General features: G+C 46.9%; 22 protein-coding genes. 6 read left to right on the top strand and 16 right to left on the bottom strand.

Translation table 11 applies throughout. The annotated features are described in order from the left end of the window. Positions 1-108 precede the first annotated feature (108 nt). From B2U97_RS05475 to B2U97_RS05465, 3 genes are read right to left on the bottom strand one after another with little or no spacing between them, the layout of a single operon-like run. Entirely contained in the window at positions 109-3,213 is a 3,105-nt protein-coding gene (locus B2U97_RS05475; protein WP_286823398.1) for a hypothetical protein, read from the bottom strand. A gap of 2 nt (positions 3,214-3,215) precedes the next feature. Further along, the gene (locus B2U97_RS05470; RefSeq protein WP_286823397.1) at positions 3,216-4,628 is read right to left on the bottom strand and encodes a hypothetical protein; all 1,413 of its coding nucleotides are present in this window, start codon (positions 4,626-4,628) and stop codon (positions 3,216-3,218) included. Continuing rightward, a complete protein-coding gene (locus tag B2U97_RS05465) occupies positions 4,621-5,163 on the bottom strand; it encodes a hypothetical protein (protein ID WP_286823396.1) in 543 nt (180 codons plus the stop codon). Before B2U97_RS05465 ends, B2U97_RS05470 begins: the two co-directional genes overlap by 8 nt. 346 nt (positions 5,164-5,509) lie before the next feature. On the opposite strand from B2U97_RS05465, the gene B2U97_RS05460 reads away from it, so the two are divergent. The 4 genes from B2U97_RS05460 to B2U97_RS05445 all read left to right on the top strand — a co-directional run bounded on the left by B2U97_RS05460 (position 5,510) and on the right by B2U97_RS05445 (position 8,699). Next, positions 5,510-6,130, top strand: a complete 621-nt coding sequence (locus tag B2U97_RS05460) for a DUF6088 family protein (RefSeq protein ID WP_286823395.1) — start codon at positions 5,510-5,512, stop codon at positions 6,128-6,130. Between the two features lie 44 nt (positions 6,131-6,174). After that, the gene (locus tag B2U97_RS05455) at positions 6,175-7,188 is read left to right on the top strand and encodes a nucleotidyl transferase AbiEii/AbiGii toxin family protein (RefSeq protein WP_286823394.1); all 1,014 of its coding nucleotides are present in this window, start codon (positions 6,175-6,177) and stop codon (positions 7,186-7,188) included. Between the two features lie 318 nt (positions 7,189-7,506). Beyond that, complete coding sequence (locus B2U97_RS05450) at positions 7,507-7,752, top strand: hypothetical protein (protein ID WP_286830321.1); 246 nt, start codon at positions 7,507-7,509, stop codon at positions 7,750-7,752. A 272-nt stretch (positions 7,753-8,024) separates the two neighbouring features. Beyond that, positions 8,025-8,699 (top strand): haloacid dehalogenase type II, encoded by a 675-nt coding sequence (locus tag B2U97_RS05445; protein WP_286823393.1) that lies wholly within the window; start codon positions 8,025-8,027, stop codon positions 8,697-8,699. Positions 8,700-8,712: 13 nt separating this feature from the next. Here B2U97_RS05445 and merA read toward each other — a convergent pair whose 3' ends face one another. Further along, entirely contained in the window at positions 8,713-10,113 is a 1,401-nt protein-coding gene (gene merA / locus B2U97_RS05440; protein ID WP_286823392.1) for a mercury(II) reductase, read from the bottom strand. 18 nt (positions 10,114-10,131) lie between these two features. Next, the gene (locus tag B2U97_RS05435) at positions 10,132-10,419 is read right to left on the bottom strand and encodes a mercuric transporter MerT family protein (protein ID WP_286823391.1); all 288 of its coding nucleotides are present in this window, start codon (positions 10,417-10,419) and stop codon (positions 10,132-10,134) included. Between the two features lie 88 nt (positions 10,420-10,507). Here B2U97_RS05435 and merR point away from each other — a divergent pair, with 88 nt between their 5' ends. Beyond that, complete coding sequence (merR, locus tag B2U97_RS05430; RefSeq protein ID WP_286823390.1) at positions 10,508-10,921, top strand: Hg(II)-responsive transcriptional regulator; 414 nt, start codon at positions 10,508-10,510, stop codon at positions 10,919-10,921. Here the strand turns inward: merR and B2U97_RS05425 are convergent. The 11 genes from B2U97_RS05425 to B2U97_RS05375 form a co-directional block, all read right to left on the bottom strand. After that, a complete protein-coding gene (locus tag B2U97_RS05425; protein ID WP_286823389.1) occupies positions 10,884-11,540 on the bottom strand; it encodes a DUF3047 domain-containing protein in 657 nt (218 codons plus the stop codon). The two genes, merR and B2U97_RS05425, sit on opposite strands and share 38 nt — an antisense overlap. Positions 11,541-11,877: 337 nt before the next feature. Continuing rightward, positions 11,878-12,702 (bottom strand): formate/nitrite transporter family protein, encoded by an 825-nt coding sequence (locus B2U97_RS05420; RefSeq protein WP_286823388.1) that lies wholly within the window; start codon positions 12,700-12,702, stop codon positions 11,878-11,880. Positions 12,703-12,873: 171 nt separating this feature from the next. Continuing rightward, the gene (locus B2U97_RS05415) at positions 12,874-15,318 is read right to left on the bottom strand and encodes a heavy metal translocating P-type ATPase (RefSeq protein WP_286823387.1); all 2,445 of its coding nucleotides are present in this window, start codon (positions 15,316-15,318) and stop codon (positions 12,874-12,876) included. A 70-nt stretch (positions 15,319-15,388) separates the two neighbouring features. Then, positions 15,389-15,790, bottom strand: coding sequence for a MerR family transcriptional regulator (locus tag B2U97_RS05410; protein ID WP_286823386.1), 402 nt, complete (start codon positions 15,788-15,790; stop codon positions 15,389-15,391). 124 nt (positions 15,791-15,914) lie between these two features. Further along, positions 15,915-16,523 carry an acyloxyacyl hydrolase gene (locus B2U97_RS05405; RefSeq protein ID WP_286823385.1) on the bottom strand — a complete coding sequence of 203 codons (609 nt, stop codon included), beginning with the start codon at positions 16,521-16,523 and terminating at the stop codon, positions 15,915-15,917. 102 nt (positions 16,524-16,625) lie between these two features. Beyond that, positions 16,626-17,063 (bottom strand): DUF6789 family protein, encoded by a 438-nt coding sequence (locus tag B2U97_RS05400; protein ID WP_286823384.1) that lies wholly within the window; start codon positions 17,061-17,063, stop codon positions 16,626-16,628. 17 nt (positions 17,064-17,080) lie between these two features. Further along, complete coding sequence (locus B2U97_RS05395) at positions 17,081-18,616, bottom strand: FMN-binding glutamate synthase family protein (RefSeq protein ID WP_286823412.1); 1,536 nt, start codon at positions 18,614-18,616, stop codon at positions 17,081-17,083. A 53-nt stretch (positions 18,617-18,669) separates the two neighbouring features. Next, the gene (locus tag B2U97_RS05390) at positions 18,670-19,470 is read right to left on the bottom strand and encodes a DUF547 domain-containing protein (RefSeq protein WP_286823383.1); all 801 of its coding nucleotides are present in this window, start codon (positions 19,468-19,470) and stop codon (positions 18,670-18,672) included. Positions 19,471-19,479: 9 nt separating this feature from the next. Further along, positions 19,480-19,878 carry a hypothetical protein gene (locus tag B2U97_RS05385; RefSeq protein WP_286823382.1) on the bottom strand — a complete coding sequence of 133 codons (399 nt, stop codon included), beginning with the start codon at positions 19,876-19,878 and terminating at the stop codon, positions 19,480-19,482. Between the two features lie 65 nt (positions 19,879-19,943). Then, a complete protein-coding gene (locus B2U97_RS05380; protein ID WP_286823381.1) occupies positions 19,944-20,483 on the bottom strand; it encodes a carboxymuconolactone decarboxylase family protein in 540 nt (179 codons plus the stop codon). 25 nt (positions 20,484-20,508) lie between these two features. Beyond that, the gene (locus tag B2U97_RS05375) at positions 20,509-21,411 is read right to left on the bottom strand and encodes an HD domain-containing phosphohydrolase (RefSeq protein ID WP_286823380.1); all 903 of its coding nucleotides are present in this window, start codon (positions 21,409-21,411) and stop codon (positions 20,509-20,511) included. 172 nt (positions 21,412-21,583) lie between these two features. Here B2U97_RS05375 and B2U97_RS05370 point away from each other — a divergent pair, with 172 nt between their 5' ends. Continuing rightward, a complete protein-coding gene (locus tag B2U97_RS05370; protein WP_286823379.1) occupies positions 21,584-21,952 on the top strand; it encodes a DUF2282 domain-containing protein in 369 nt (122 codons plus the stop codon). Positions 21,953-21,955: the final 3 nt, after the last annotated feature.

Genomic DNA, 21,955 nt, shown 5'->3' with positions numbered 1-21,955 from the left:
ATTTTTAACGAGTTACGCAGTTCTAGATATCTAGTTTCTTAGCAACTACAGGAAATGATGATCGAGGCTTTTACTAAAAAGCATTTACCTACGATCACTCATATATTTTCACACTTGGGTTGAATATTGTCTCAGCGCTCCTGAGTAAACGGCTAGCTCATGAAACGCTTTAATTAATGCTCTTGATGAGTGCTGACCGTATTTCTTTTTCTGCATATTTTGTAACATCGCGTCGGTTAGATCGTTGCGGAGAAAGAACAGGTAGCCTAATCCCTCGGGGTTTTGCCTCATTCCCCCCTGCTTACGGTTAATACGAAATTCGCCGACATCCTCAGAAACACCGCCCCAGTAGTCGTTTAACACCCTATCTTCAATGGCGTGATCTGCCTCAATGGACAGCAGCCAGCGCGAGCTTGGGACTGCGGTTTTGGTATGCTCCAGAATCGCTTGGACTTCTTGGGGACTATGAATGGGTATATATGAAGGCTCATACATAGCAGAACGGAGATATCTATAAATAATTTTTCGGAGTTCTTTAGGAAGTTTTTCCATTGACCTTGGCATTAACTTTTGAAGGATTCGAATTGCTTCAGAGATTTCTCCAAAACCCACAGGGTCAGCAACTGAGAGCTTTTTACTATCTGCCTCATATAAGCGAAAACGACGTCTTTTTGTAAGAAATAGATGTTTCAGTCTTTCGGCAGTATTAATCACACATGAAACCATCCGGCTTTCAACATTGTACATTTTAGAGATTTCATTAATCCCCAAACCATTATCAAATGATTTAAGAATGAAACTGACGCTGTCAGCGGTAAATTCAGGCGCAACGTTAAATATGCGACTCATGACGGGATTTCTCTCTTTGAGGTTTTTGGTCGGTAAAACTTTTGCCCATGAGCCCCGTTCGCTCTCCAAAACACGATCGGCTAGTTCCGCCAGCTCTTGAGTGTTGAGTAGGTCACAGCTAGATGCAGTTGACAGCTTTTGCAGCTTGGCATGCTGGACGCGAGAGAGTGCTTTTACAAGGCTCAGATCATTCAATTTAGACTTACGGACGATTGCTTCGTACAAGAGCAAATCGGTCATGTGGCAATAGGTCGATAGAGTGATTGATGAGTCGAGGTGGCCGGCCACGGAAGATACCTTGTAGAGCGTGTTGAAGGAGTCACTCGGTTGTAAGTAGGCTTTTATTTGCCGAGCCTTTTCTGGGGAATATGGAGTGAATTTTTTAATAATTCGGTCGCTACCTAGTGCGACTAGAGCCAGTGACGTTTGAGCTGCATGACGTAGCTGGTACATTACCGTCCGAACACCTGAATAGCTCGTCAGGAGCCTTGTGACATGACCACTTAGTTCGCGCATGTCAAAAAAGACATTGTACCCAACGACTTTGGTGAATAGCAGTCCTGTCTTGTTCTCCACGGTGACTCTGCCATCAGCCTGAACTTGCATTTTTTCTTCGGTCATTCGTCTTTTGATAAACTTTCTCACAAGATTAATCTCGCGATCCTGTAGGAGGGTATCTAACTCTAATTGTCGACGCGCTGACGAAGATTTCTCTTTGAAATGGCGGTTTTCTCGTATGAACACGTGGCCCTTACCAAGCAGAGAGATGTCTTTCATCTGAATATTGCAAACCTCGGCAGGTCTGAGCCCGTGGCGCATCATTAAAATCAGCATCACGAGAATTGACTCTCTGATATGAAATGTCGATTCTGAATACACGTCGTTAATATCAACGAGAAGCTGATCTAAGTGCCTTGGCGCCGCCAGGTTGGAGCGGACGTGTGGCTTTTTGATTTCGTCTTCAGGGACGAGTTGGATAGGAAGATCGATGTCTTTTTGTTCATGCAAAAAGCGCATGAAGCTCTCTACGAGCTCGGGATATTGTTTATCCGATAATTTGCCTCGTTCAATCAGAACATCGTATAAATCGTTGATTTCATCTTGTTCCAACGCACAGACTGCAATGCGTTCACACACATCTAGCCAAATTGTTGCGACTGAGCTCAGGTATCGGGCTCCGGATGAAAATTTGGACAGGTTATGAGTTTGGAAATTATGTCGTAGCCAATCGAAGAGCAGCTGTGCTCGCTCTGAAAAATCATTCCGTCTGTTTTTAGAAAACTCATCAAGTGCGTCAACCACCTCGTTTGCATACGCCGCTTTGGAACCATTTCGGCGGTGTACAGACTTAAACAGCTCTCTTAACCCTCGATTAAATTCGCTATCGTGAGCAGGGATTTCTTTCTTTTTTAGAGTCTTCCGCTTCGCTGGCGCGTAAACAATCGCAGTCGAGTCTTTTTTAATCCGAAGAGGTTTTTTTTGAAACTTTTGGGTGTTCAAGCACAGTAGACTTTCGCGAGAGGTCGAGGCACTGCTCACATCGCCCGTTGCATAATGCATTAAGAAGCTGCCCATCGAACTACCGGGTTGCTCTCGTATTAGCATTCCGCATGCTCTTAACAGCCGGGAATTCTTAATTTTCGTTAACTCTTGATTGCCAGTTAATTCAGCCAAGCCTGCTTTAAATAGCGTCATCGCTGAACTTTCGATACACACCATCGGCTTGCATTTCATAAAACCTTCAATGGCAAGCAGTGTTAGAGGGCCAGGGTGGAAAGGTCGGATTGTCCACGCCCTACCGTTTTCGCGAGTATTAGTCTCATGATTTGAACGTATGTAGTGAAGCTCGATAATCCAGAAGTCACCGATCTTCACCAGTACCTCGTCTGAAGCAATGAGTCGTTGATAAAGAGCCTCTAGCCCCTCAGCGAAACAGAGGCCAGACTCCATAGCAGCATAAATAAGAGCCAGAAACAGGTGCTTATTTGCAGTTAAGCCCTTTTCGTTAAGAAGTAGAGTGTCAGCTTTTGCCAGCGCGTTATCAATTAGAGATTTCGCTGCAACGACCTTGCTATCTACAATTGGTTTAGAACGTTTAGGCTTGTATTCTTTATTCTTAAACAAGCGCTGTCGGAGCGCATCAAGCAATGCTTTTCGGCAAGTCTCATTGAGATGGTCTAACTCTCTCATGCTCGACAAAACAGTGGAGAGAAGCTGCGCCTTATTAACTGCTCCAGCGCCGCTTTGGGAGTACTCTTTTCGCCACAACTCTTCAACAGCTATCGCGTAATGCTCTGCATTTTCAGTTACTTCCAGGTGAGTATTATTTCCGTAATGTTCAATAAGTCTTTTTAACTTTTCCATGTCTAGTAGCTCCGGTGATAAATGTTTGGCAGCCGCACTTGAGGAACTTCAAATCTTTTGAAGAACTTGTCAACGTGCGTCGAGATTTCAAGCAATTGCTCATAAGTAGCAGTTGAGTAGAGACTAGTGGGGCTATCGAGTTCTTGCCGATGCCCCATGTATGCCTCGAGAGCATCACTATCAGCCCCAGCTTGGAAAATCCAAGTCGCCGTAGTGCATCGATGCCAATTAATTTTGTGAAAAACAGGATCATCTAGGCCCCACTCTGATTGCGAAAAATCATCTAAAAACCCGGAGTCGGTCTGAATTCGAAATAGATTCGAAGTGCCGGATAGCATGTCGCACACTGCTTGGTACTTTGCGTGATTAATAAACCTAAGTCGGTTTCGACAAGCTTTCAGATAGTTGATGTACTGCGCAAGGACTTGACGTCCAGATTCGCAAAGGGGGACTAATCGGGTGGAGTTCTCCGATTTGTCCTCAATTTCAACTTGTGAAAAATCATTGTGAAAGTGCTTGATGGTGCGGAATACGTTTTTCATTGGTCGGTGCATAGTCGCCAGTTGCAAATACGTGACAACATATGTCTGGTAATAGTTATGAACTCTGATGGAGTCACCACCGTCAATCGCTCGCTGCAAGGCCCCGATAATCACTTGAAACAACGCTTGAACGCCGGGCTTATCAAGAGCTCGATGGGAGCCAAATACCAAGTCATCAGAAAAGTGTTCCGCTGCGCACGCTGCTAATTCGACTTCGGGCAGGAATATACCCATGAAATTCAGGTAGTGCTGACGCAGATCTGACTCTCGAAATGCCACATAATAGCTTTGCATGTTTTCGCGCTTTTTGCGGTTTGCGATGAAGTCTCGGTACAGTCGCGGCATCCCAATTGCTCGGTACTCGAAATCTATTACGCGTTGAAGAGAATTCATGGTGACCAGCTGTCCGGTAGGCCCTCTGAAACCTGATAACAAGTCTTTTATTAAACTTTCCCAGTCTGAAAGCTCGAGCCTAGCTGCTCGTATATATGAGAGCAACTTTGCTAAAACTGGTGGGATCGTAATGAATGGGTCACCGGACACTTCAAGTTTTCCAAGAGTGGTAAATATTGACGATGAAGGCGACGTGAATCGCCATGTCGATCCCAATTTGCCGACGCCAGAGGCAAGCACTTCATATGAAACCGATTCGCTCAGGATATGCTCAAGTTGACGTCCGGTAATGATCATTATCATGATTAGTGCTTTGGTCGAATTGCTAAGATCAGAGAGACAAAAGTCACAAATTTTTTCGTATGTTGCGTCTGTTAAGCGGTGAGGAGAAGCCTGCAGGCGTTTTTTGTTCCGCAATGCATGCTTCGCCCTGTAGCTCTTTTTAAGACCATTGCTTGGTGTTTCTTTTCCCTTATTCATGTGACTGCCCCTCTATAATCAGACGCAGTTTTTCCATACGATTTTCGATTTGACGATGAATTCGCTTTGTATTAATCGACGAGATTTCCTTTGCGGTGCCGATGGGTGTTTTTTGCTTGACGGTTGAAATCCTATCGAGGACCGAGTTGAAGCACATTTGAAGAAATGCGGCTAATTGGGCTCCATAGGTACTGTCATCAAGTTGATTCGTAAAACGCTTATAAACATATCGAAGAGCCAGATACTCTACTTCGCCATCGTCGATAAAAGAAACACAGACAACAAAAATCCGTTTTCGATTTTCGCGATGGGCATCGAAGAGCTCTGCCCAACCCGATACAACCAAATAATCCATACCTGCGCTCACCACCACCGGGTGCTCATTCTGCACCGATGACTGGGGATCAGGTTTCACTGCTGTGACGTCGCACTGAAGAATCAAGTCGCGCTCAAATTGACATGCGACAATTGCCCGTGGATGGATGAAAAGATCCGTTAATGAAATTTGTATTAGTCTGCTGTATTGACCGTCCATAGTGTGTACCTCATCTGCATTCTGCCTGGTGCTCATCGCACTAGGCGTTACAACTATGATATCTCGTTCACTCACTCTTCCGCGGCAAACCCATGAATTATCAGTGCATTAAAAGAATTGGCAGGTTTTTTTCTCTATTTTCATGAATTTTTGAAAACCGGAGTGAGGGTGTGGTTGGGGCATCCCCGAATGCAAACGACGACACTGCATGTTATAACGTTATCTATTGGTATAAATCATTTTTGTAGCTATCTGTATAGAATAAACCTGACATAATTCATTCTGTACAGCTTGAATTTGTTGTTCTATAATGAAAGTACATTAATTTAAAGTGTCAGGTTTTATTATGTCTATCGCCGCACAAGTTGAAGCTCGGATTGCTCATATGAGAAAAGGGGTACCTTTTTCCATAGAGGGGTTTTATGAGCTGGGTACGGAAAGTACCGTTCAAAAAGCTTTTAGCCGACTGGCGAAGTCAGGCGAAATTGTGCGTGTGTCAAAAGGATTTTATGTTCGCCCTAAATCGATAAGCAGCCTGCCAGGAGCTAAAATCTTGACGAGCCCAGAGGCAGTAGCTAAGGCCTGGGCTAAGACTCATGGATATAAGCTTGTTTTGCATGGCTTTGAAGCGGCTTACCGGCTGGGACTGCAGACTCAGGCTCCAGCCCGGACCATGTATTGGACGAATGGCCCTTCACGTGAATTCAAGGTGGGAAATTCGGTCGTTCAGGTGAAACACGTCGCGTCCAGCAAGCTTAAGTGGCTGAACCAACCTGAAGGACTGATTTTTCGAAGCCTTTCGGTGATGGAGCCAGAGCATTTTAAGCCAGAGCAATTCCGTAAGGTATTTAAGCGATTATCGTTGACGGTAATTGAGAAAAAGCGTGTCTTCAAGAATCTCAAGCATTCCACATTGAGCTCTCAGTGGCGTCATAAGCTCATGCAAGTTGAGAACGCGACAGTGTAATGGACATATTTAATTATTATAAAACCGACGCTAAGCGAGCTGAGTTGAAATCAATCCTAGACTATGCTGCCCAGAACTCTGAAAGAGGTTTGGGCGCTAATTTTTTAGAGAAGGATATTTGGGTAACCGAAATTCTGCGGTTGCTTTACGAAGAAAATTTATTAGATGGCCATGACGTGGCGTTCAAAGGTGGAACGGCTCTTAGTAAGTGTTATAGCACCATAGAGCGATTCTCTGAGGATATTGATTTATCGATTCATTGGGCTGACTTAGCAGAATCAGATGATGAAGCTGCTGCTTGGGCGCAAACGACCAAAAGCCGTAGCCAACAAGATAAGTTTAGGCGTGCTCAGGGTAAGCGTTTAGAAGCCTGGGCCAATGACTTCGTTCAGAAATTGAATGGCAGACTTTCAGGTTATGGTATTAAGGGCCTGAGCGCCGAAATAGAAGAAGGCTCTGGTGGCGAGAAAATCGACGTTCACTTCCCACATGTGGCATTCCAGGATGGCTCTTATCAGTTAGAGCATGTACTGCTCGAATTTGGCGGCCGTAACCGGGGCCGGCCGACGGTTTCTAAACCGGTAACGACTTACCTGTCAGAAATAGATGAGGTTTCAAAGTCACACGCCTTACCGAAAGCCGCAGTGGAGGCTTACCACCCCGATTACATTATTTGGGAAAAGCTAACCGCACTTCATCAATTCTGCACACAAGAGAACGCGCCTGATACGGTGCGGCTGTCCAGGCATTGGTACGATGTAGACTGCATTTTGAGAAACCTCGAGGAAGGCACATACCAAAGCGCCGAAGCATTGGAGAACGTTGTCGCAATGAAGTCCGCCCGGTGGGCGACCCGAGGTGTTTCTTTTGAAGATATCCTTTCCGGTGAATTGGTGTTAATTCCGCCCGACGGTTTGCTTAAGGACATCAAAAAAGATTACGACCAGTCCGTAAGCGGTGGAATGTTCTTCAGTACACCTGATAGCTTTACTGACATTATTGAGCGGTTGAACGAACAGCAGAGGCTAATCAATACCTTCCTGAGAGAGCGATGTTAGAGCATTGCTAAGAATTAAAATCTCACTGAATATTTGGTGTCTTATTAACCACCTATTGCCTTATTCTACGACTCAGACTGTATTTACCCCCCATCTCTGAATAAAAGTGGTACTCAGGCTTCGAGCTAACCTGTCATTCGCGGTTAACGGAGTTGTCGTCGGCATATCTTCCTATGCAAAACAGCTCACCTTACTATTATGTTGTGTATTTAAGTCATTTAATGTCAATTACATAATAAAAAGTCAAAGTTGGATATCATTAGTTCAGCCGAGAGATGAGTGCACAAATATTAAATTTAATAGTGGAGGTGAATCGACATGGCCCAAAGCGCATATATTTTGAAGAAGATGAGCGAAACAGATGAATGCCATCTGTTTAAAGGTGAATTTACAGATGAAGGATGTACGTCCCAGCGGGAATCTATTTGTAAGGGGATGAATAGAGCGGATAGTTCAGGGAACGTGTTTGCATGCAAGGACGAAAAGGCGGCGCGCCTAGCATGTGCGGAAAAAGGTCGGGTGGTTTGTGGTGTTTGCGTAAGTTCATTATATGCGACCTACTGACTTAAAAAAGCGGAGCAGCGTTCCTGTTAATCTCATCAGCCTTTAATGGCTGTAAGGCAGAGGAAATCGATATGTGGAAGAGTGGCTATTAAGCGACAATTAACCTGACCGGTCGCATTGACTCACTAAGAATCAAACTGAATCGCCACTAGTTCACTAGACATTCGGTAGCCGTTTTTAAATCGACTTTCAGTGCCATCAAATAAATTGAGAGTATCCAAGTCACTTATGATAGGTTGTAGCTACACAGTGATATGGAATGCAAATGCATTATGAAAGCGCCTAAAGTCATTTATTTCGATGTGAATGAAACGATGCTGGACATGTCGTCAGTAAAATCGACAATCGCAGATAAACTCAACGGCGATGAATCTTTAGTGCCTATTTGGTTTTCTACATTGTTGCATCATTCGTTGGTAGATTGCGCGAGCGGGCAGTTTCACCCGTTTAGTGATATTGGTGCTGCCGCTTTGGTCATGGTGGGTCAGAATCATGGAGTTGAGGTTGATTTGGAGAATGCGAAAGCGTCTATTGGCAATGCGATGTCGTCGGCTCCTCCTCACCCTGAGGTAAGTCAGGCGTTAGGGCAGCTTAAAAGTACCGATATCCGTTTAGTGGCCCTGTCGAACTCTTCGCTTACTGGGCTGAACAAACAACTGAACAATGCCGGTATCATTGATTACTTCGATAACGTGTTGAGTGTTGAATCCATTCGTACCTATAAGCCTTATCCGGCCGTCTATCATTGGGCGCTCAAGGAAATGGGGATAACCGCAGAGCAGGGCATGATGGTCGCAGCCCATGGTTGGGATGTCAATGGCGCTAAAGCAGTAGGTATGCAGACGACATTTGTTGAGCGATCGGGTAAGTGTACTTACCCTCTCGGGTTGCCGGTAGACAATCGTGTTGCTGACCTACGCGTACTGGCCGATCAGCTAATAAATTAATCAAGCTAGCAGTTTAGCCTGCGCAGCACGATAGCTGACCCACGTCTTTATCAAAGGTTTGGGCGCACAGCTTAATTGCTTCGACCATTGTCAAATAAGGAAAGAGCTCGTTGCCTATTTCTTGAACTGTTAACCGGGCTCTCATTGCAAAAACGGCTGCTTGGATAAGTTCACCGGCATTCTCTGAAGCGGCCTGAACGCCAAGCAATTCGCCTGAGTTTGCGTCGGCAACCATTTTAACAAATCCGTGAGTATCAAAATTGACCAAGGCGCGAGGAACATGTTTAAGGTCCAAAGACCGAACGCTGACCTGCCGACTTTTCAGCTTTGCGTCTTGCTCTGTTAAACCAACCGATGCAACTTGTGGCTCTGTAAACATGACTGAAGGCATTTTGCTTAAATCCAGGTTTGTATCCCCTCCGGTCATGTTAATAGCTGCGCGCGTTCCAGAAGCCGCAGCAACATAGACGAATTCAGGCAAGTGTGTGCAGTCCCCTCCGGCATAGATCCCTTTTAATGATGTCTGTAGCCGGTCATCAACGACAATAGCTCCGTCTTTGGTTGTTACACCGATTTTGTCAAGATCCAAGTCTTCCGTATTAGCGATACGACCCGTAGCTACTAGTAGTTGTTCAGAAAGTAATGCGCCGGCATTGGTTTCAACGAGAAATTGGTGATTGTAATAGCTAACCTTATCGATCTGAGTGTTTTGTAATACTCTAATTCCTTCATTTGTTAAGACATCTTTTAAGGTCTCGCCAATCTCCGGGTCTGTTTGTGACAAGAGTTTACTTCTTGCGACAATGGTGACTTTGCTGCCCAGTCGCGCGAACGCCTGGGCGAGCTCTAACGCAACATACCCGCCACCGATCACTGTCAGGCGATCAGGTGTTTTTTGCAGCGCCAGGGCTGTGGTCGAAGTTAAGTAAGGCGTATTCTCTAATCCTGGCAACGGTGGGATTGATGGTCGTGCACCGGTACCTATAAAAGCCTGTTCAAAATCGACTCGTTGTTCTTCTCCGTTATCAAGAGTGACACGTAATTGTCGATTGGATGAGAAGTGTGCTTCTCCATTTATTGTTTGAATGTCTGGATTGTCGCGCAGAATATCGGTGTATTTTGATTCACGCAGCGCGTCAACCCTTTGTTGCTGTTGTGTTAACAGCTGCCTGCGGTTGATTGTCGGTGAATGGGCAGTTATAGCATTATCAAAAGGACTGTTTCGACGAAGATGAGCAATTTGTGCAGCTCGTATCATGATCTTGGAAGGCACGCAGCCTATGTTGACGCAGGTGCCGCCTATTGTGCCACGCTCGATAAGCGTCACTCGTGCCCCCCGTTCAGCAGCCTTAATAGCCGCTGCCATTGATGCGCCGCCACTGCCTATAATTGCGATCCGCTGTTTTGAACTCATAAGGTATATCCTTGTGCGTTATAGATAAGGCAAAATGTGTGGAAAGATAATAAATAGAGCAACGAGGCATGCGATCACCCAAAAAGGCGCCTTTTTGGCCATATTTCGGTATGCAAAGTAAAGGGCAATGAGCGCAATACCAATAAATAGTGGACGAAACGGGTCCAGAGCAGAAAGACTGCTTAACCACGCACCGGATAGCCCAATTGACAGTAGAATAAACGGGATTAGGCAACAGGCTGAGGCCAGAATGGCTGCAACAACACCGGTTATGAGTGAGCTATTGCCTTTTGGGTTAGTTGGCATATGCGTTCTCCTTAAAAACGTGACTATAATTTTTCTTTTCGGTAAGCTAAGGTTAAGTCCGTAGTTAACTACGGAGTCAACGTTTTCAATGAAAAAAGTAAAATTAACCATAAGCCGGCTGGCAGGCTCTGCGGGCGTAGGCGTTGAAACGGTGCGTTATTACCAGAAGCGAGGCCTGATAACGCTTCCGGAACGACCCCTGGGTGGTCTTCGCACTTACAGCGATGGTGATGTCGAACGCTTACGATTTATTCGTAAAGCACAGGAGCTGGGCTTTAATCTAAACGAAATTGGCGAACTACTCAGCCTGGAGGATGGTGGACATTGTGAGGATATCAGTGCTTTAGCCGAGCGGAAGTTGACTGCTGTACGAGAAAAACAACAGCAGCTCGCCCTAATGGAAAGCGCTCTCGCGGATCTTGTTGAGCAATGTCAACAGCAGCAAGATAAGTTGTACTGCCCACTTATTGAACGCCTTCATCAGCAGGCCAACCAAGACTAATATTTGCTAAATGAAACTCTCGCGAAGCGCCATGATTATCGCAGTCTACCATGATAGCTAAGCTGTCTATTTCAGTAATATCTATACCGTGATATCGACGAAAGTCCCGCTGAATATTGCGGCTTATTGCCTGCCACTGGCCAATTGGCGTGGTATTATCCGAGACAACGACCATGTGTGCATTTTTCGTGAATGGATTGGGCCAATGCTCGCCAATAGCGTCTTGGCTACTCCAGACATAATTAATGGCACGTGATGATAAATTGAAAAAGCCGCGTTTCACGATAACGTAAACTCGCGCACTAAAATCATCGCCTGCTTTGGTTTTTTCATTTGGGTTAGTCGGGAGTGTTGCAGGAATACGCCAACGCCAACGTAATTTGGTGGTCGGAGTTATAGGCATCTCGTCTTCAAGGAAAAGCCCTGATGCGTTGCCAGCACTGCAGGAGCCAACGAGATAAGGGGCTTGTTGACGACTTGATGACACGACGGAGTAAGAGGAGTTACCACTAAACTCTTTTGATTGCCAGTCAACGATATCTGTTGGAAAAAACGTCTGTGCATTGAGTGGTATAGTTACTAAAGCTATCGAAGTACAGGTAAACTGGTGAAATGACATTGAATTAATTACCTTATTGAGAGAATGTGTATATACGATATAATCTGGTACGAGCGAGAAAAACGATGGCTCCTCCAACGGGGCATGGGTGTTTTTGAACGAATTCGTAGCGAAGGATATTGTTGATAGCACACACATCTAATCCGACTATAAGGTTGTTGTCTCAAATAGTATTCCCAATTTCATAGTTATTAGATAACCTTTTCAGCAAAGGAAAATAGTTTTAAAGTGCTGTCATTGGGCATCAGTTCTAATGGTCTTTTTCCGGCTATTTTTGATGATGTTCTTACTGGTTGCCTATCAATAGAAATTGAAAACCTATATGTCGAATTGTCTGCTAATTGCAGGGTTGTCCGCGGAGTCCATACCACAATGGTAAGGCGACTAATAAACTACCCCCCAAAATATTTCCAATGCCTGCCGGTATGATGTTCCATAGAATAGCGTCTACCCAGCCAGGCCCCTCGCCGGTCGGCATAATCATCGAAAAGTAAGCCATGTTGGCAGGGCTGTGCTGGAAATTTCCAGCCACAAATAGGCTGACCATCAGGGCGATGGGGATAAACTTGTCAATGATAGTGCGTCCCATAACAGCAAGAAACGCAGCCATTCCTACCATCCAATTACCGAGCATACCCGATACGACTAGAGTAAGCCAGCCCTCAACACCGCCTACCTGCTGGTAGTGCATTTTTTTGGCCACCACTTCACTTAACAGCTGGTAGTGGTCTGCGGAGTAGTGTTGAGCAACATAAAGAATGAAACCGAAAAGTAGGGTTCCAAACAAGTTACCGAACCAAGACAGTATCCAGAACTTCCCCCCTCGGCGAATCAGGTCGATTCCTGAACAGTTTAGCGCGCTCATGGGCAGAATGACATTGGCTTCGGTAAAAAGCACTGCCCCGGTGAGAATGACCAGAAAAAAGCCGACTGAAAAGCCGAGTCCTTGCAACACCAGCTGTATGCCTTCCGTTTCTATTCCTGTCGAAAGAAGGATGGAGAATAGGGCGCCCAAAGAAATAAATCCCCCTCCCAGTATCGCTAGAGCCAGGATACGTAGAGCTGATAGTGTATGAATGTTTTCACACGTCTCTCTGCAGATTTCTTGTGCGACATTACGTGATGCAATGAATTGCGAAGGAGGTTGAGACGGACTTTGCATAGAATTTGACCTCGATAAGTGAATGTGTACTTCCATGAACGTCGAGTAAGTTCCATTCTTTGTCGGCTGAAGGCTATCCTTGCCTAATTACTTCAATATTGTGCGTAGTGTCTCCAGTGATGGGCAATACTCGGATCTTCAGTATGCTCCAATAGACTAAAGCCAATGAAGTCAACGGGAATTCCCCTCGTTACCTGGTTTGAACTGTCCTAGCCGAAGGGAGTTGGTTACCACGAAGACACTGGAAAGGCTCATGGCACCCGCTGCCAGCATGGGATTGAGCAGGTAGCCGGTAAACGGGAAAAGGACACCTGCCGCTACCGGAATAAGTGACAGGTTGTAGCCATAGGCCCAGACAAAATTGCCCAGGATCGTTGTGCGGGTGCGCCGGGAAAGCGCTGTAGCATCCACGATGCCACGCAGATCGCCGCGCATCAGAACCACGTCCCCGGCCTCGATAGCAATGTCGGTACCGGTGCCGATGGCTATACCCACATCCGCCTGAGCCAGAGCCGGTGCGTCATTGATGCCGTCCCCCACGAACGCAACCCGTGCGCCCTCTTCCTGTAAGCGCTTGACTTCAGCCGCTTTCTGGTCCGGCAATACCTCGGCAAGCACCCGTTCAATACCCGCCTGCCGCGCTATAGCTCCGGCGGTGGCGCGATTATCACCGGTGAGCATGGCCACGCTTAACCCTGAAGCTGTGAGCGCGGAAATCGCTTCCATCGAACCATCCTTAAGCGGGTCGGACACGGCAACCAATGCCGCGAGGCGACCATTGACAGCTACATACAGCGGGGATTTGGCTTTTTCAGCGAGAGACTTCGCATCGTCGGCGACACCGGCCAGGTCGATACCGAGACGACGCATATAACGGTCCGCACCCACATTGATCCGGTGTCCGGCCACCAGTGCCTGGATGCCGTAGCCCGGCTCGGCCTGGAATTCACTGACTGAAGGCAACGTGAGACCTCGCTCCCTGGCACCCTTGACGATGGCTTTCCCAATGGGATGCTCGCTCTCGGTCTCCACCGCCGCGACCCAGGCCAGGACCTCATCCTCGCGGCCTTCCACCAGGATGAAGTCCGTCAGCTCGGGCCGGCCCCGTGTCAGGGTGCCGGTTTTATCGAGAACGATGGTACCCATTTGAGCCAGTGTCTCCAAGGCCGCGCCCTTGCGGAACAGCACACCCAGTTCCGCGCCTTTGCCGGTTCCAACCATAATGGCTGTCGGCGTCGCCAGCCCCATCGCGCAGGGGCAGGCAATCAGCAATACGCTGACCGTGGTGACGAAGGCAAAGGACAATGCCGGCGCAGGGCCGAAGCTGAACCACGTAATGAATGTCAGGATTGCAAGCAAGATCACAACCGGCACGAAGACTCCGGCAATCTTGTCGGCCAGTTCCTGGATCGGAGGTTTATCGGCCTGTGCCGACTCCACCATCTTGATGATCTGTGACAGAACGGTATCCGCGCCCACGCGGGTAGCCCGGAACGTCAGTGAACCATTCTTATTGATGGTCCCGCCTACCAGTTCGGCCTCTTTCTGTTTGACAACCGGCACCGGCTCGCCGCTAATCATGGATTCATCCACGTAGGACTCGCCTTCTTCCACCACGCCATCAACAGGAACCCGCTCGCCCGGCCGAACCCGGATACGGTCGCCAGGCACCACCGCCTCGATGGGTACCTCGACAGCTTCCCCGTTCCGAATGACACGGGCGGTTTTGGCCTGCAGCTGAAGAAGTTTCTTGATCGCCTCAGACGTGCGGCCCTTGGCAATGTGCTCGAAATACCGTCCCAGCAAAATGAGCGTCACGATGACCGCAGATGCCTCGAAATAACTTTCGGCGGTGCCGGCGGGAAAGAATCCGGGAACCAGCAGTGCCGCAACCGAGTAGAAATAGGCAGCGCTGGAACCAATCATCACCAGGCTGTTCATACCGGGGTTGGCATGACGCAATTCAACATAGCCGGAGCGGAAGAACCGCGACCCGGCATAGAACAGCACCGGCGTGGTCAGGAGCCATTCGATAGTCATCCAGCCACGGTGGGACAAGGCGCTGGTGTAAAACGCCTCAAGAGCAGGAACCATCTTACCCATGGCAATCAGAACCACCGGAATGGTCAGCGCCGCGGCGAAGATCACTTTCCGGCGAAGGTCGATACCCTCCTTGTCCTGTTCTTCGGTTTCGCCCCTGACGTCCGACTCCTGAGGTTCATACCCCGCGTCCCGGATAGCCTGATGAATTCGCGGCACTGACAGGGTGTCAGAGAGGAACTCCACAAACGCTTTCTGGGTGGTCAGATTGACACTGGCCTTGATCATGCCGGGCATCTTGTTCAATGACCGTTCAATACGGGAGACGCAGGATCCGCAGGTCATGCCGCTGACCGGAATGTCGGCTGATTTTGCCCGCGGCTGATAGCCTGCATCTGTAATCGAGTCCACCAGCAGGACTGACGTGGCTGGCTGATCGAATTCCACGCTGGCCTTTCCAGTCGCAAGATTCACCTGGGCTGACCGAACGCCCTGCTGCCCTTTAAGCGCCTTTTCAATCCTGCCGACGCATGATGCGCAGGACATTCCGTCAATGCCAATCTCTATTGTCTGCATAACAATTACTCCCTGGCACGGCCCATCCCGTGCCTTTTTAATCAATCCATCCCACAAACGAGAGGCAGCCCTAGCCTTTGTGGGCGATAGCTTCGACAATTGGGCAGCCGTCCACTGATCCTTCACCAGAACATTTCTCCTGGGTTTCTGCCAGAACAGCCTCAATATTGGACAGGCTGCGGATCTGGTGCCGGATCTTTGCCAGTTGCTTGCCGGCAATACGCCTGACTTCGGCACGGTCACCATTGGCATCCTGCAGCATCAGGAGCTCCCGGATCTCATCCAGGGTAAAGCCCCACTCCTTGGCGTGGACAATGAACTGCAACCTAGTGATCGCATCCTCGGGGTAACGGCGATAGTTAGCCTGGGTCCGGGCAGGTTCAGGCATGAGATTTTCCCGCTCGTAAAAGCGGATGGCATGACTGGCCACACCGCTTTTCTCGGAAAGTTCGCCGATATTGAAGGTTTTCATTCATGCACCTCAAACCAAGTGGTCGATAACTGAACCTAACTATAACCTTAAAGTGAACTTTAAGGTCAAGTTTTTCGCTTTACTAGTTAACTTAAAAGAAGCTTATATTGACTAGCTATAGAATTTATATGTTGAGCAGCCTCCCTGGACTTAGGGGGTTCTCAACGGCCAAGAAACAGTATGGCCTAAATAGGTATAGTGAAAGATAAAACAAGATTTTCCGAGCCGGGATTGTTATTTGCCAATCCCCGTTTGACATATGAAATAAAGCTAAGCCAATACGGCAATTATTGCCAGCTATATAAGATACTTCAATGCCCGATCGAAACTCTAATGATTGACCCAACCGAAAATCAGTAGATTCATTTAAGACGCCAAATCCAAAGCTCGGTGTCAATATTATATTTTCCGATAAATAAATGTCGCGTTTAAGATCTCCGTAGAGAAAATTAGCGCCATTATTGACTTGGAAAGCTCCTATGGCAGGAATAAGCTGATAATCCCCAATAGGTTGCATGCGATACTCTAAGCCATAACGCCAAGGTTTTTGGGTATGTCTCTCGATACTGACTTGACCAATATTTAGATTAAGCATGGACGGATGACTGATCTCATCGGCTATTGCAGAGTGTTGATAAAGTAATATCAACATTATTATTAAAGCTAATAAACAACGCCAAGCTAAGCAATTGATCTTACGGCGCACGTCATAAATTATTTCTAACGTATTCATACTCATAATAATTAAATAATATAAAAAACGTCTGTGCATTGAGTGGTATGGCTACCAAAAGAACCACCCAGGCACAGACGAACTGCCGCAAAGACAATGTTTTTAACTACTTTTTTGTTGAGTAAGTTTGCATACGGTGTAGCCCAGCACGAACCCAAAAATGATATGAAGCACCAGTGTGGCAACGGCTGGCATTGGCCCCATTCCCATGGCTGTTGCAAAAAGGCCTTTGCCCATCATTGGCATCAACGCCACCATCATGACTAACCAGCCTAAAATACCAACAATAATACCCATTAATATTGGCTTTTCAGTCGTGATGACTTTAGCAATAACGGTGTAAGCAATTGCATAGCCGACGGTACCAATGACAAAGTGTGCAACCCAACCCATACCAGCGGTACTGTTCATTTGGCTCGCCAGCATTTTAATGACATTGAGCTCTGGCATAACACCCATGCTCGATTTAATCAGCATTAAAATCGATAAAACAACGGTTGCGATAAAGGCTGCAATAATTGAGGCGGTAAATGGTTTCATTGTGTTTCTCCTTAACATTAAAAAGATTCGGCTCTCGCCGAGTGAAAGTCACTGCGTAATAACTCGGGTATACTTCCATTGATGAAAGATTCGTTCTCTGGCTCTGGGTAAATATCGGCCAGCGAACGGATCGAATAGTCCGACATACGACGGAAAATGTGTTGTCGAGTTATGGTATCTGTATTTTCAACGGCTGCTGCTGCGAGCAGCTCTGCGGTTGCTTTCAGAGTTGCCTGTTGATAGTTATAAACGCGCTCGGCTTTATCCTGAACGACAAGGCCTTTACTCAAGCGGATGTTCTGTGTGGCAATGCCGGTTGGGCAACGGTTGGTGTTACAGGACAATGACTGAACACAGCCTAGCGCGAACATCATACCGCGAGCGCTGTTACAGAGGTCGGCTCCCAACGCCAGTGCGCGAACGATGTGAAACGACGTAAATAACTTGCCTGACGCAATAATTTTTACCTTGTCGCGCAAGCCCATGCCGACTAGAGCATCGTGTGTAAAGACAATGGCATCACGAAGTGGCATTCCAATAGAGTTAGAGAATTCGAGTGGCGCGGCGCCGGTTCCGCCTTCACCGCCATCGATAGTAATAAAGTCCGGATAAATACATGTCTCTTTCATCGCTTTTAGTATGGCAAAAAACTCTTGGCGATTTCCAACACACAGCTTTATTCCAACTGGCTTGCCGCCACTGAGGTGGCGTAATGTGTTTATAAATTGCAGTAATTCTAATGGCGATGAAAACGCTGAGTGTGTCGGTGGTGATACGACGTCTTCATCACGGCCGACATGCCGAAAACGAGCGATTTCATCGGTGATCTTTTCTTTTGGAAGGATGCCGCCATGACTTGGCTTTGCGCCCTGAGAAAGCTTAATTTCGATCATTTTTACACTGTCTTCAGCCGCTTTGTCGGCAAAACTGTCGGCATCGAAGTTGCCGTTGTTATGACGACAGCCAAAGTAACCAGTACCAATTTGCCACACCAAATCCCCACCATACTCTAAATGGTAGGGAGTAAGGCTGCCTTCGCCAGTGTTTTGATAAAAACCACCCAGCTGAGCGCCCTTATTGAGAGCTTTCACGGCGTTGGCACTAAGTGCACCAAAACTCATTGCGGAGATATTAAACAGACTGGCTGAATAAGGCCGTTTGCACTGATGATTACCTATAGTGACCCGTAGCTTTTCCGCTTTAACGTTGTTCAGGTTCGCTTTCAAAGAGTGAGATAACCACTCGTAACCGATCCGATTAGTATCAACCTTGGTACCAAACGGGTTAGTATCCAGGCTTTGTTTTGCACGTTGGTAGACAATACTGCGAAACATCCGGTGAACTGGCGCACCTTCGGTCTCTCCTTCAATTAAATATTGCCTGAAATAGGGGCGAATAGCCTCGGTCAACCAGCGCATGTGGCCAATAATTGGATAATTCCGCAGAATACTGTGCTTTGTTTGAAATCTATCGCAGAAGCCAATAATGCTGAGCGGCAGAAAAATAAGCAACAGCCAGCCAAATACGGAAAAACCAACGCCATATAAAGCCATTGAGATGAGTGTAGAGACTAATATCAGGAAAAAAATCGTCACCAAATAACCACTCAGTTCTTATTCTGAACACTGTTAAGTGCCCAGTTGTAGTCAAAAAATCTGACTGGTGTTGATGCTGTTATCTGCTGCGTACCATCTGTCAAAGCACCTGAATAGTCTTGCATGTACAGCAGCACACCTTTTTTGCCGCCCTGTTTGAAGTCTTCGGCATACCAGTCGAAAATTTTTGACAGATAAAGACCGTTATCGTCGAGACCATTTTTATCATCATCGCTTAAGAAAGTGACCATTTGGTCTTCGAGCTGCTTATTTAAACGGTTTCCAATAAAGGCTTCTTCACGTAGTTTGGGGCAACTCACTGCAGCACAGACGAGCGCAGCATGAATACGAGGCTCATCAAAGTCGACACGAATTTTTTCATGCTCCAGCCAGTCCAAGGTTCGTTTTTGACCCAGTAGTGAGAAGAAGTCTTTCTCCCAGGGCGAGCTAAAAAGGCCGCCTAAATCGCGAATGGAATCGGCGTCACCCGATTTAAACTGGTCATAATTGTTGACAATTAGCTGAAGCGTAAAACCATTGTAGGCATTGATTAAGAATGCAAGCTGCTTATCTTCAGTCCATGTCTCATATTGGGTTTGAGTTATTTGCGATAATGATGACAGGTAATCATCGAGTTTCTCGCGCTGTTGATCTAGGGCTTTGTAATTAACCGCAGATTTTAAGTTGTGGTCGTAAACGATTACGTGGCGTTTCAAAATATTCGTAAAATCTTCGTGTGAGTGGTCAAATGACTGTGCGAATGCACTCACCTGAAAAAACAAAGCTACAACGATAAAATATAAGCGGATCATAGTGTAGCCTCAGAAACTCAGTTTTGTATCGTATTCGCGCAACATAAATAACGCGATACACGCTGCCAACATTGGCCACGCCGCAAAAAACAGTAGATTATTGAAGGCATCCATATATTGAGGGAATGAGGATAGCGTGGATACCGCGTGCATCACTAAAATCAACCCATAGGTGACTGTTTTCCAGGCACCGACCACAAAGGCTAAACATAACAATATCTGCAGACTTCCTAGCACAGTTGCAAGCGTTGTTGATAATCCGCCGATGCCATAAAAACCTTCAAAAATCGCAGCGGCATGACCCGGATTGACCAATTTATCGACTGCCCAGACGAACATGACAATAAAGATACCAACGCGTAAAGTTAGCAATGCCCACGGCAATTTTTGTTCAAGTGTATTACTCATAACTTGTGCTCCGAAGCTCGTGCCATAGGCACGAGCATTGAGACATAAATCGCGTATAACGCGATTTACTTAAACTTTTTAAATGGCTCATCAACGGGGGTTCCGGTGATAGCGTTTGTATAGTTACTCATCGTTTTTTGCGCAATACCGAGCACGACTTCCAGCGCTTGACGGTTGCCATAACCCGCATCAAAAAACGCTTGCAGGTCACTGGTTGACGCTTCACCACGTTTATCCAGCATGGTTTGCGTAAATTCACGCAATGCCTGTAATTTACTGTCATCTAACGGCTTACCACTGCGAATATTTTCGGTGATGGAATCATCTGCACCCATTTGTTTTGCAATAGCCGTGTGCGCAGGCACACAATAATGGCAGTCGTGATACACATTAACTGTCTGCCACACAACGGTGAGTTCATTTTTGTCAAAGCTACTGTTAACGAACAGCTCATGAATATCCTGATACGCCTTTAATAGGCCAGGTGCTTCAGCCATAACGGCATGCAAGTTTGGGATCATACCGAACGACTTTTCGGAGCCTTCCAATAGGGATTTGCTATCTTCTGGCGCTGACGATTGATCGTGTAACGTAAAGTCTGTCATGCTACTTCTCCTACGTGTTTAAAATTTAAGCTTGTGTTAAAGGTGAAATGGTTTGTTCAATAAAACGCCTAATTAAGGCGGTATCTTCTCTGGGCTGATTATCAGCCGCACTCATATATACGCCTGTTGGCTGAGCATCCCAGCCCTTGTCGGTTTTAACCAATTGCATTTGTGCGTTACATAATGGACAGGCGATAAGTTGACTCACTTCAGCATCGCTGGGCTGTGTCACTACCGGTCCGCAGCTGGGACATTCGTGCAATGGGATACCATCATCACTATGCATCAGAATCAGATCTAACAGCCCTTGCTCGTCGAGCTTAAACATGACGTCAACCCATTTGCTATCAAATTGCTTAGCGCTATTTTCTTGCAGAACCGTTAATGCTTTTTCTTTGGGCATTGGCGCTCTGTAGGGGCGAGCACTGGTCATTGCGTCGAATGCATCTGCAACACCGATAATGGCGGCTTCTACCGGAATATCATTGTCACTCAGTCCATGTGGGTAACCTTTACCGTCAGGTCTTTCGTGATGTAACTCAACGGCTTTAATGACCAAATTCGACAATGGATGCGCAGCTAAAAGGCGCGCTCCGTTGGAGGGGTGAGCCTTGATGATTGCAAACTCATCATCCGTCAACTTATCGGGTTTGCGTAGCACTTGGTCGGCGATCGACACTTTTCCGATATCGTGTAAGAAACCACCTAAACCGATACGTGCAACATCTGCTTCGGAGAAATCTTCATGTCTCGCCATGAGTTTCGAGTATTGTGAAACTCGCCACAAATGGCCGCCAGTGTACGGGTCTTTAGCTTCCACAAACCATGCCATAACTGCGAGACTCGTGAGCAATTCGGTTTGAGCTTCGCGTGACAGGGTAGATGAAGCTGTATCACCAGACAGTAATGATTTAAGCCGTTTAAACATAACGCTGCCCTCCTAAGTGTTGAACTCATCTTAGAAGCAAAACGACCAATCAGGAAAGCGTAAATAGTGCGGTATGTTGTTTTGGTTGTGTCATCCGGCGTTTTGGATAACACACCAGGAAAGTTTTAGGTCTAGGCTTAATAATGCAACAACAACCGAAGGAGTGTTTATTATGAAAAAAACAAATGTACAAGCGGCCTTAATGACTGGTGTCGCAATGGCGTCGCTAGCGAGTGGTGGTGCGTTGGCTGCGGGTAATTCACAGCTCAGCCTTGAAAACGGCGCACCACAAGAAGTGCAGGAGAAGTTTAATCAATGGATGAGTGGCGAGCAAGTCGACGGCCGAATGGAGCGTTGCTATGGCATCGCATTGGCAGGCGAAAATGATTGTCGAGCCGGTGCGGGTACCAGTTGTGAAGGTACCTCGACGGTCGACTTTCAGGGGAACGCCTGGACGTTTACACCAAAAGGCACATGCAGCTATATCATGACGCCTGAAGGGGAAGCCTCTTTACAGCCGCTCGAGCGAAATACGGCGTAAGCG

This window comes from Idiomarina sp. UBA3176 (genome assembly GCF_002364295.1).
Classification (GTDB): Bacteria; Pseudomonadota; Gammaproteobacteria; order Enterobacterales; family Alteromonadaceae; genus Idiomarina; species Idiomarina loihiensis.
Note: the sequence above shows the minus strand (reverse complement) of the source record. Positions and strands in the feature narration are given on the sequence as shown.

What these genes read in the sequence shown, in the direction of transcription:
- B2U97_RS05385 (WP_286823382.1), bottom strand. Translation starts at nt 19,878, where the DNA reads ATGAGTAATACACTTGAACAAAAATTGCCGTGGGCATTGCTAACTTTA.
- merA (WP_286823392.1), bottom strand. Translation starts at nt 10,113, where the DNA reads ATGAGTTCAAAACAGCGGATCGCAATTATAGGCAGTGGCGGCGCATCA.
- merR (WP_286823390.1), top strand. Translation starts at nt 10,508, where the DNA reads ATGAAAAAAGTAAAATTAACCATAAGCCGGCTGGCAGGCTCTGCGGGC.
- B2U97_RS05380 (WP_286823381.1), bottom strand. Translation starts at nt 20,483, where the DNA reads ATGACAGACTTTACGTTACACGATCAATCGTCAGCGCCAGAAGATAGC.
- B2U97_RS05420 (WP_286823388.1), bottom strand. Translation starts at nt 12,702, where the DNA reads ATGCAAAGTCCGTCTCAACCTCCTTCGCAATTCATTGCATCACGTAAT.
- B2U97_RS05370 (WP_286823379.1), top strand. Translation starts at nt 21,584, where the DNA reads ATGAAAAAAACAAATGTACAAGCGGCCTTAATGACTGGTGTCGCAATG.
- B2U97_RS05445 (WP_286823393.1), top strand. Translation starts at nt 8,025, where the DNA reads ATGAAAGCGCCTAAAGTCATTTATTTCGATGTGAATGAAACGATGCTG.
- B2U97_RS05435 (WP_286823391.1), bottom strand. Translation starts at nt 10,419, where the DNA reads ATGCCAACTAACCCAAAAGGCAATAGCTCACTCATAACCGGTGTTGTT.
- B2U97_RS05425 (WP_286823389.1), bottom strand. Translation starts at nt 11,540, where the DNA reads ATGTCATTTCACCAGTTTACCTGTACTTCGATAGCTTTAGTAACTATA.
- B2U97_RS05405 (WP_286823385.1), bottom strand. Translation starts at nt 16,523, where the DNA reads ATGAATACGTTAGAAATAATTTATGACGTGCGCCGTAAGATCAATTGC.
- B2U97_RS05450 (WP_286830321.1), top strand. Translation starts at nt 7,507, where the DNA reads ATGGCCCAAAGCGCATATATTTTGAAGAAGATGAGCGAAACAGATGAA.
- B2U97_RS05460 (WP_286823395.1), top strand. Translation starts at nt 5,510, where the DNA reads ATGTCTATCGCCGCACAAGTTGAAGCTCGGATTGCTCATATGAGAAAA.
- B2U97_RS05470 (WP_286823397.1), bottom strand. Translation starts at nt 4,628, where the DNA reads ATGAATAAGGGAAAAGAAACACCAAGCAATGGTCTTAAAAAGAGCTAC.
- B2U97_RS05415 (WP_286823387.1), bottom strand. Translation starts at nt 15,318, where the DNA reads ATGCAGACAATAGAGATTGGCATTGACGGAATGTCCTGCGCATCATGC.
- B2U97_RS05390 (WP_286823383.1), bottom strand. Translation starts at nt 19,470, where the DNA reads ATGATCCGCTTATATTTTATCGTTGTAGCTTTGTTTTTTCAGGTGAGT.
- B2U97_RS05375 (WP_286823380.1), bottom strand. Translation starts at nt 21,411, where the DNA reads ATGTTTAAACGGCTTAAATCATTACTGTCTGGTGATACAGCTTCATCT.
- B2U97_RS05475 (WP_286823398.1), bottom strand. Translation starts at nt 3,213, where the DNA reads ATGGAAAAGTTAAAAAGACTTATTGAACATTACGGAAATAATACTCAC.
- B2U97_RS05465 (WP_286823396.1), bottom strand. Translation starts at nt 5,163, where the DNA reads ATGGACGGTCAATACAGCAGACTAATACAAATTTCATTAACGGATCTT.
- B2U97_RS05395 (WP_286823412.1), bottom strand. Translation starts at nt 18,616, where the DNA reads ATGGCTTTATATGGCGTTGGTTTTTCCGTATTTGGCTGGCTGTTGCTT.
- B2U97_RS05400 (WP_286823384.1), bottom strand. Translation starts at nt 17,063, where the DNA reads ATGAAACCATTTACCGCCTCAATTATTGCAGCCTTTATCGCAACCGTT.
- B2U97_RS05410 (WP_286823386.1), bottom strand. Translation starts at nt 15,790, where the DNA reads ATGAAAACCTTCAATATCGGCGAACTTTCCGAGAAAAGCGGTGTGGCC.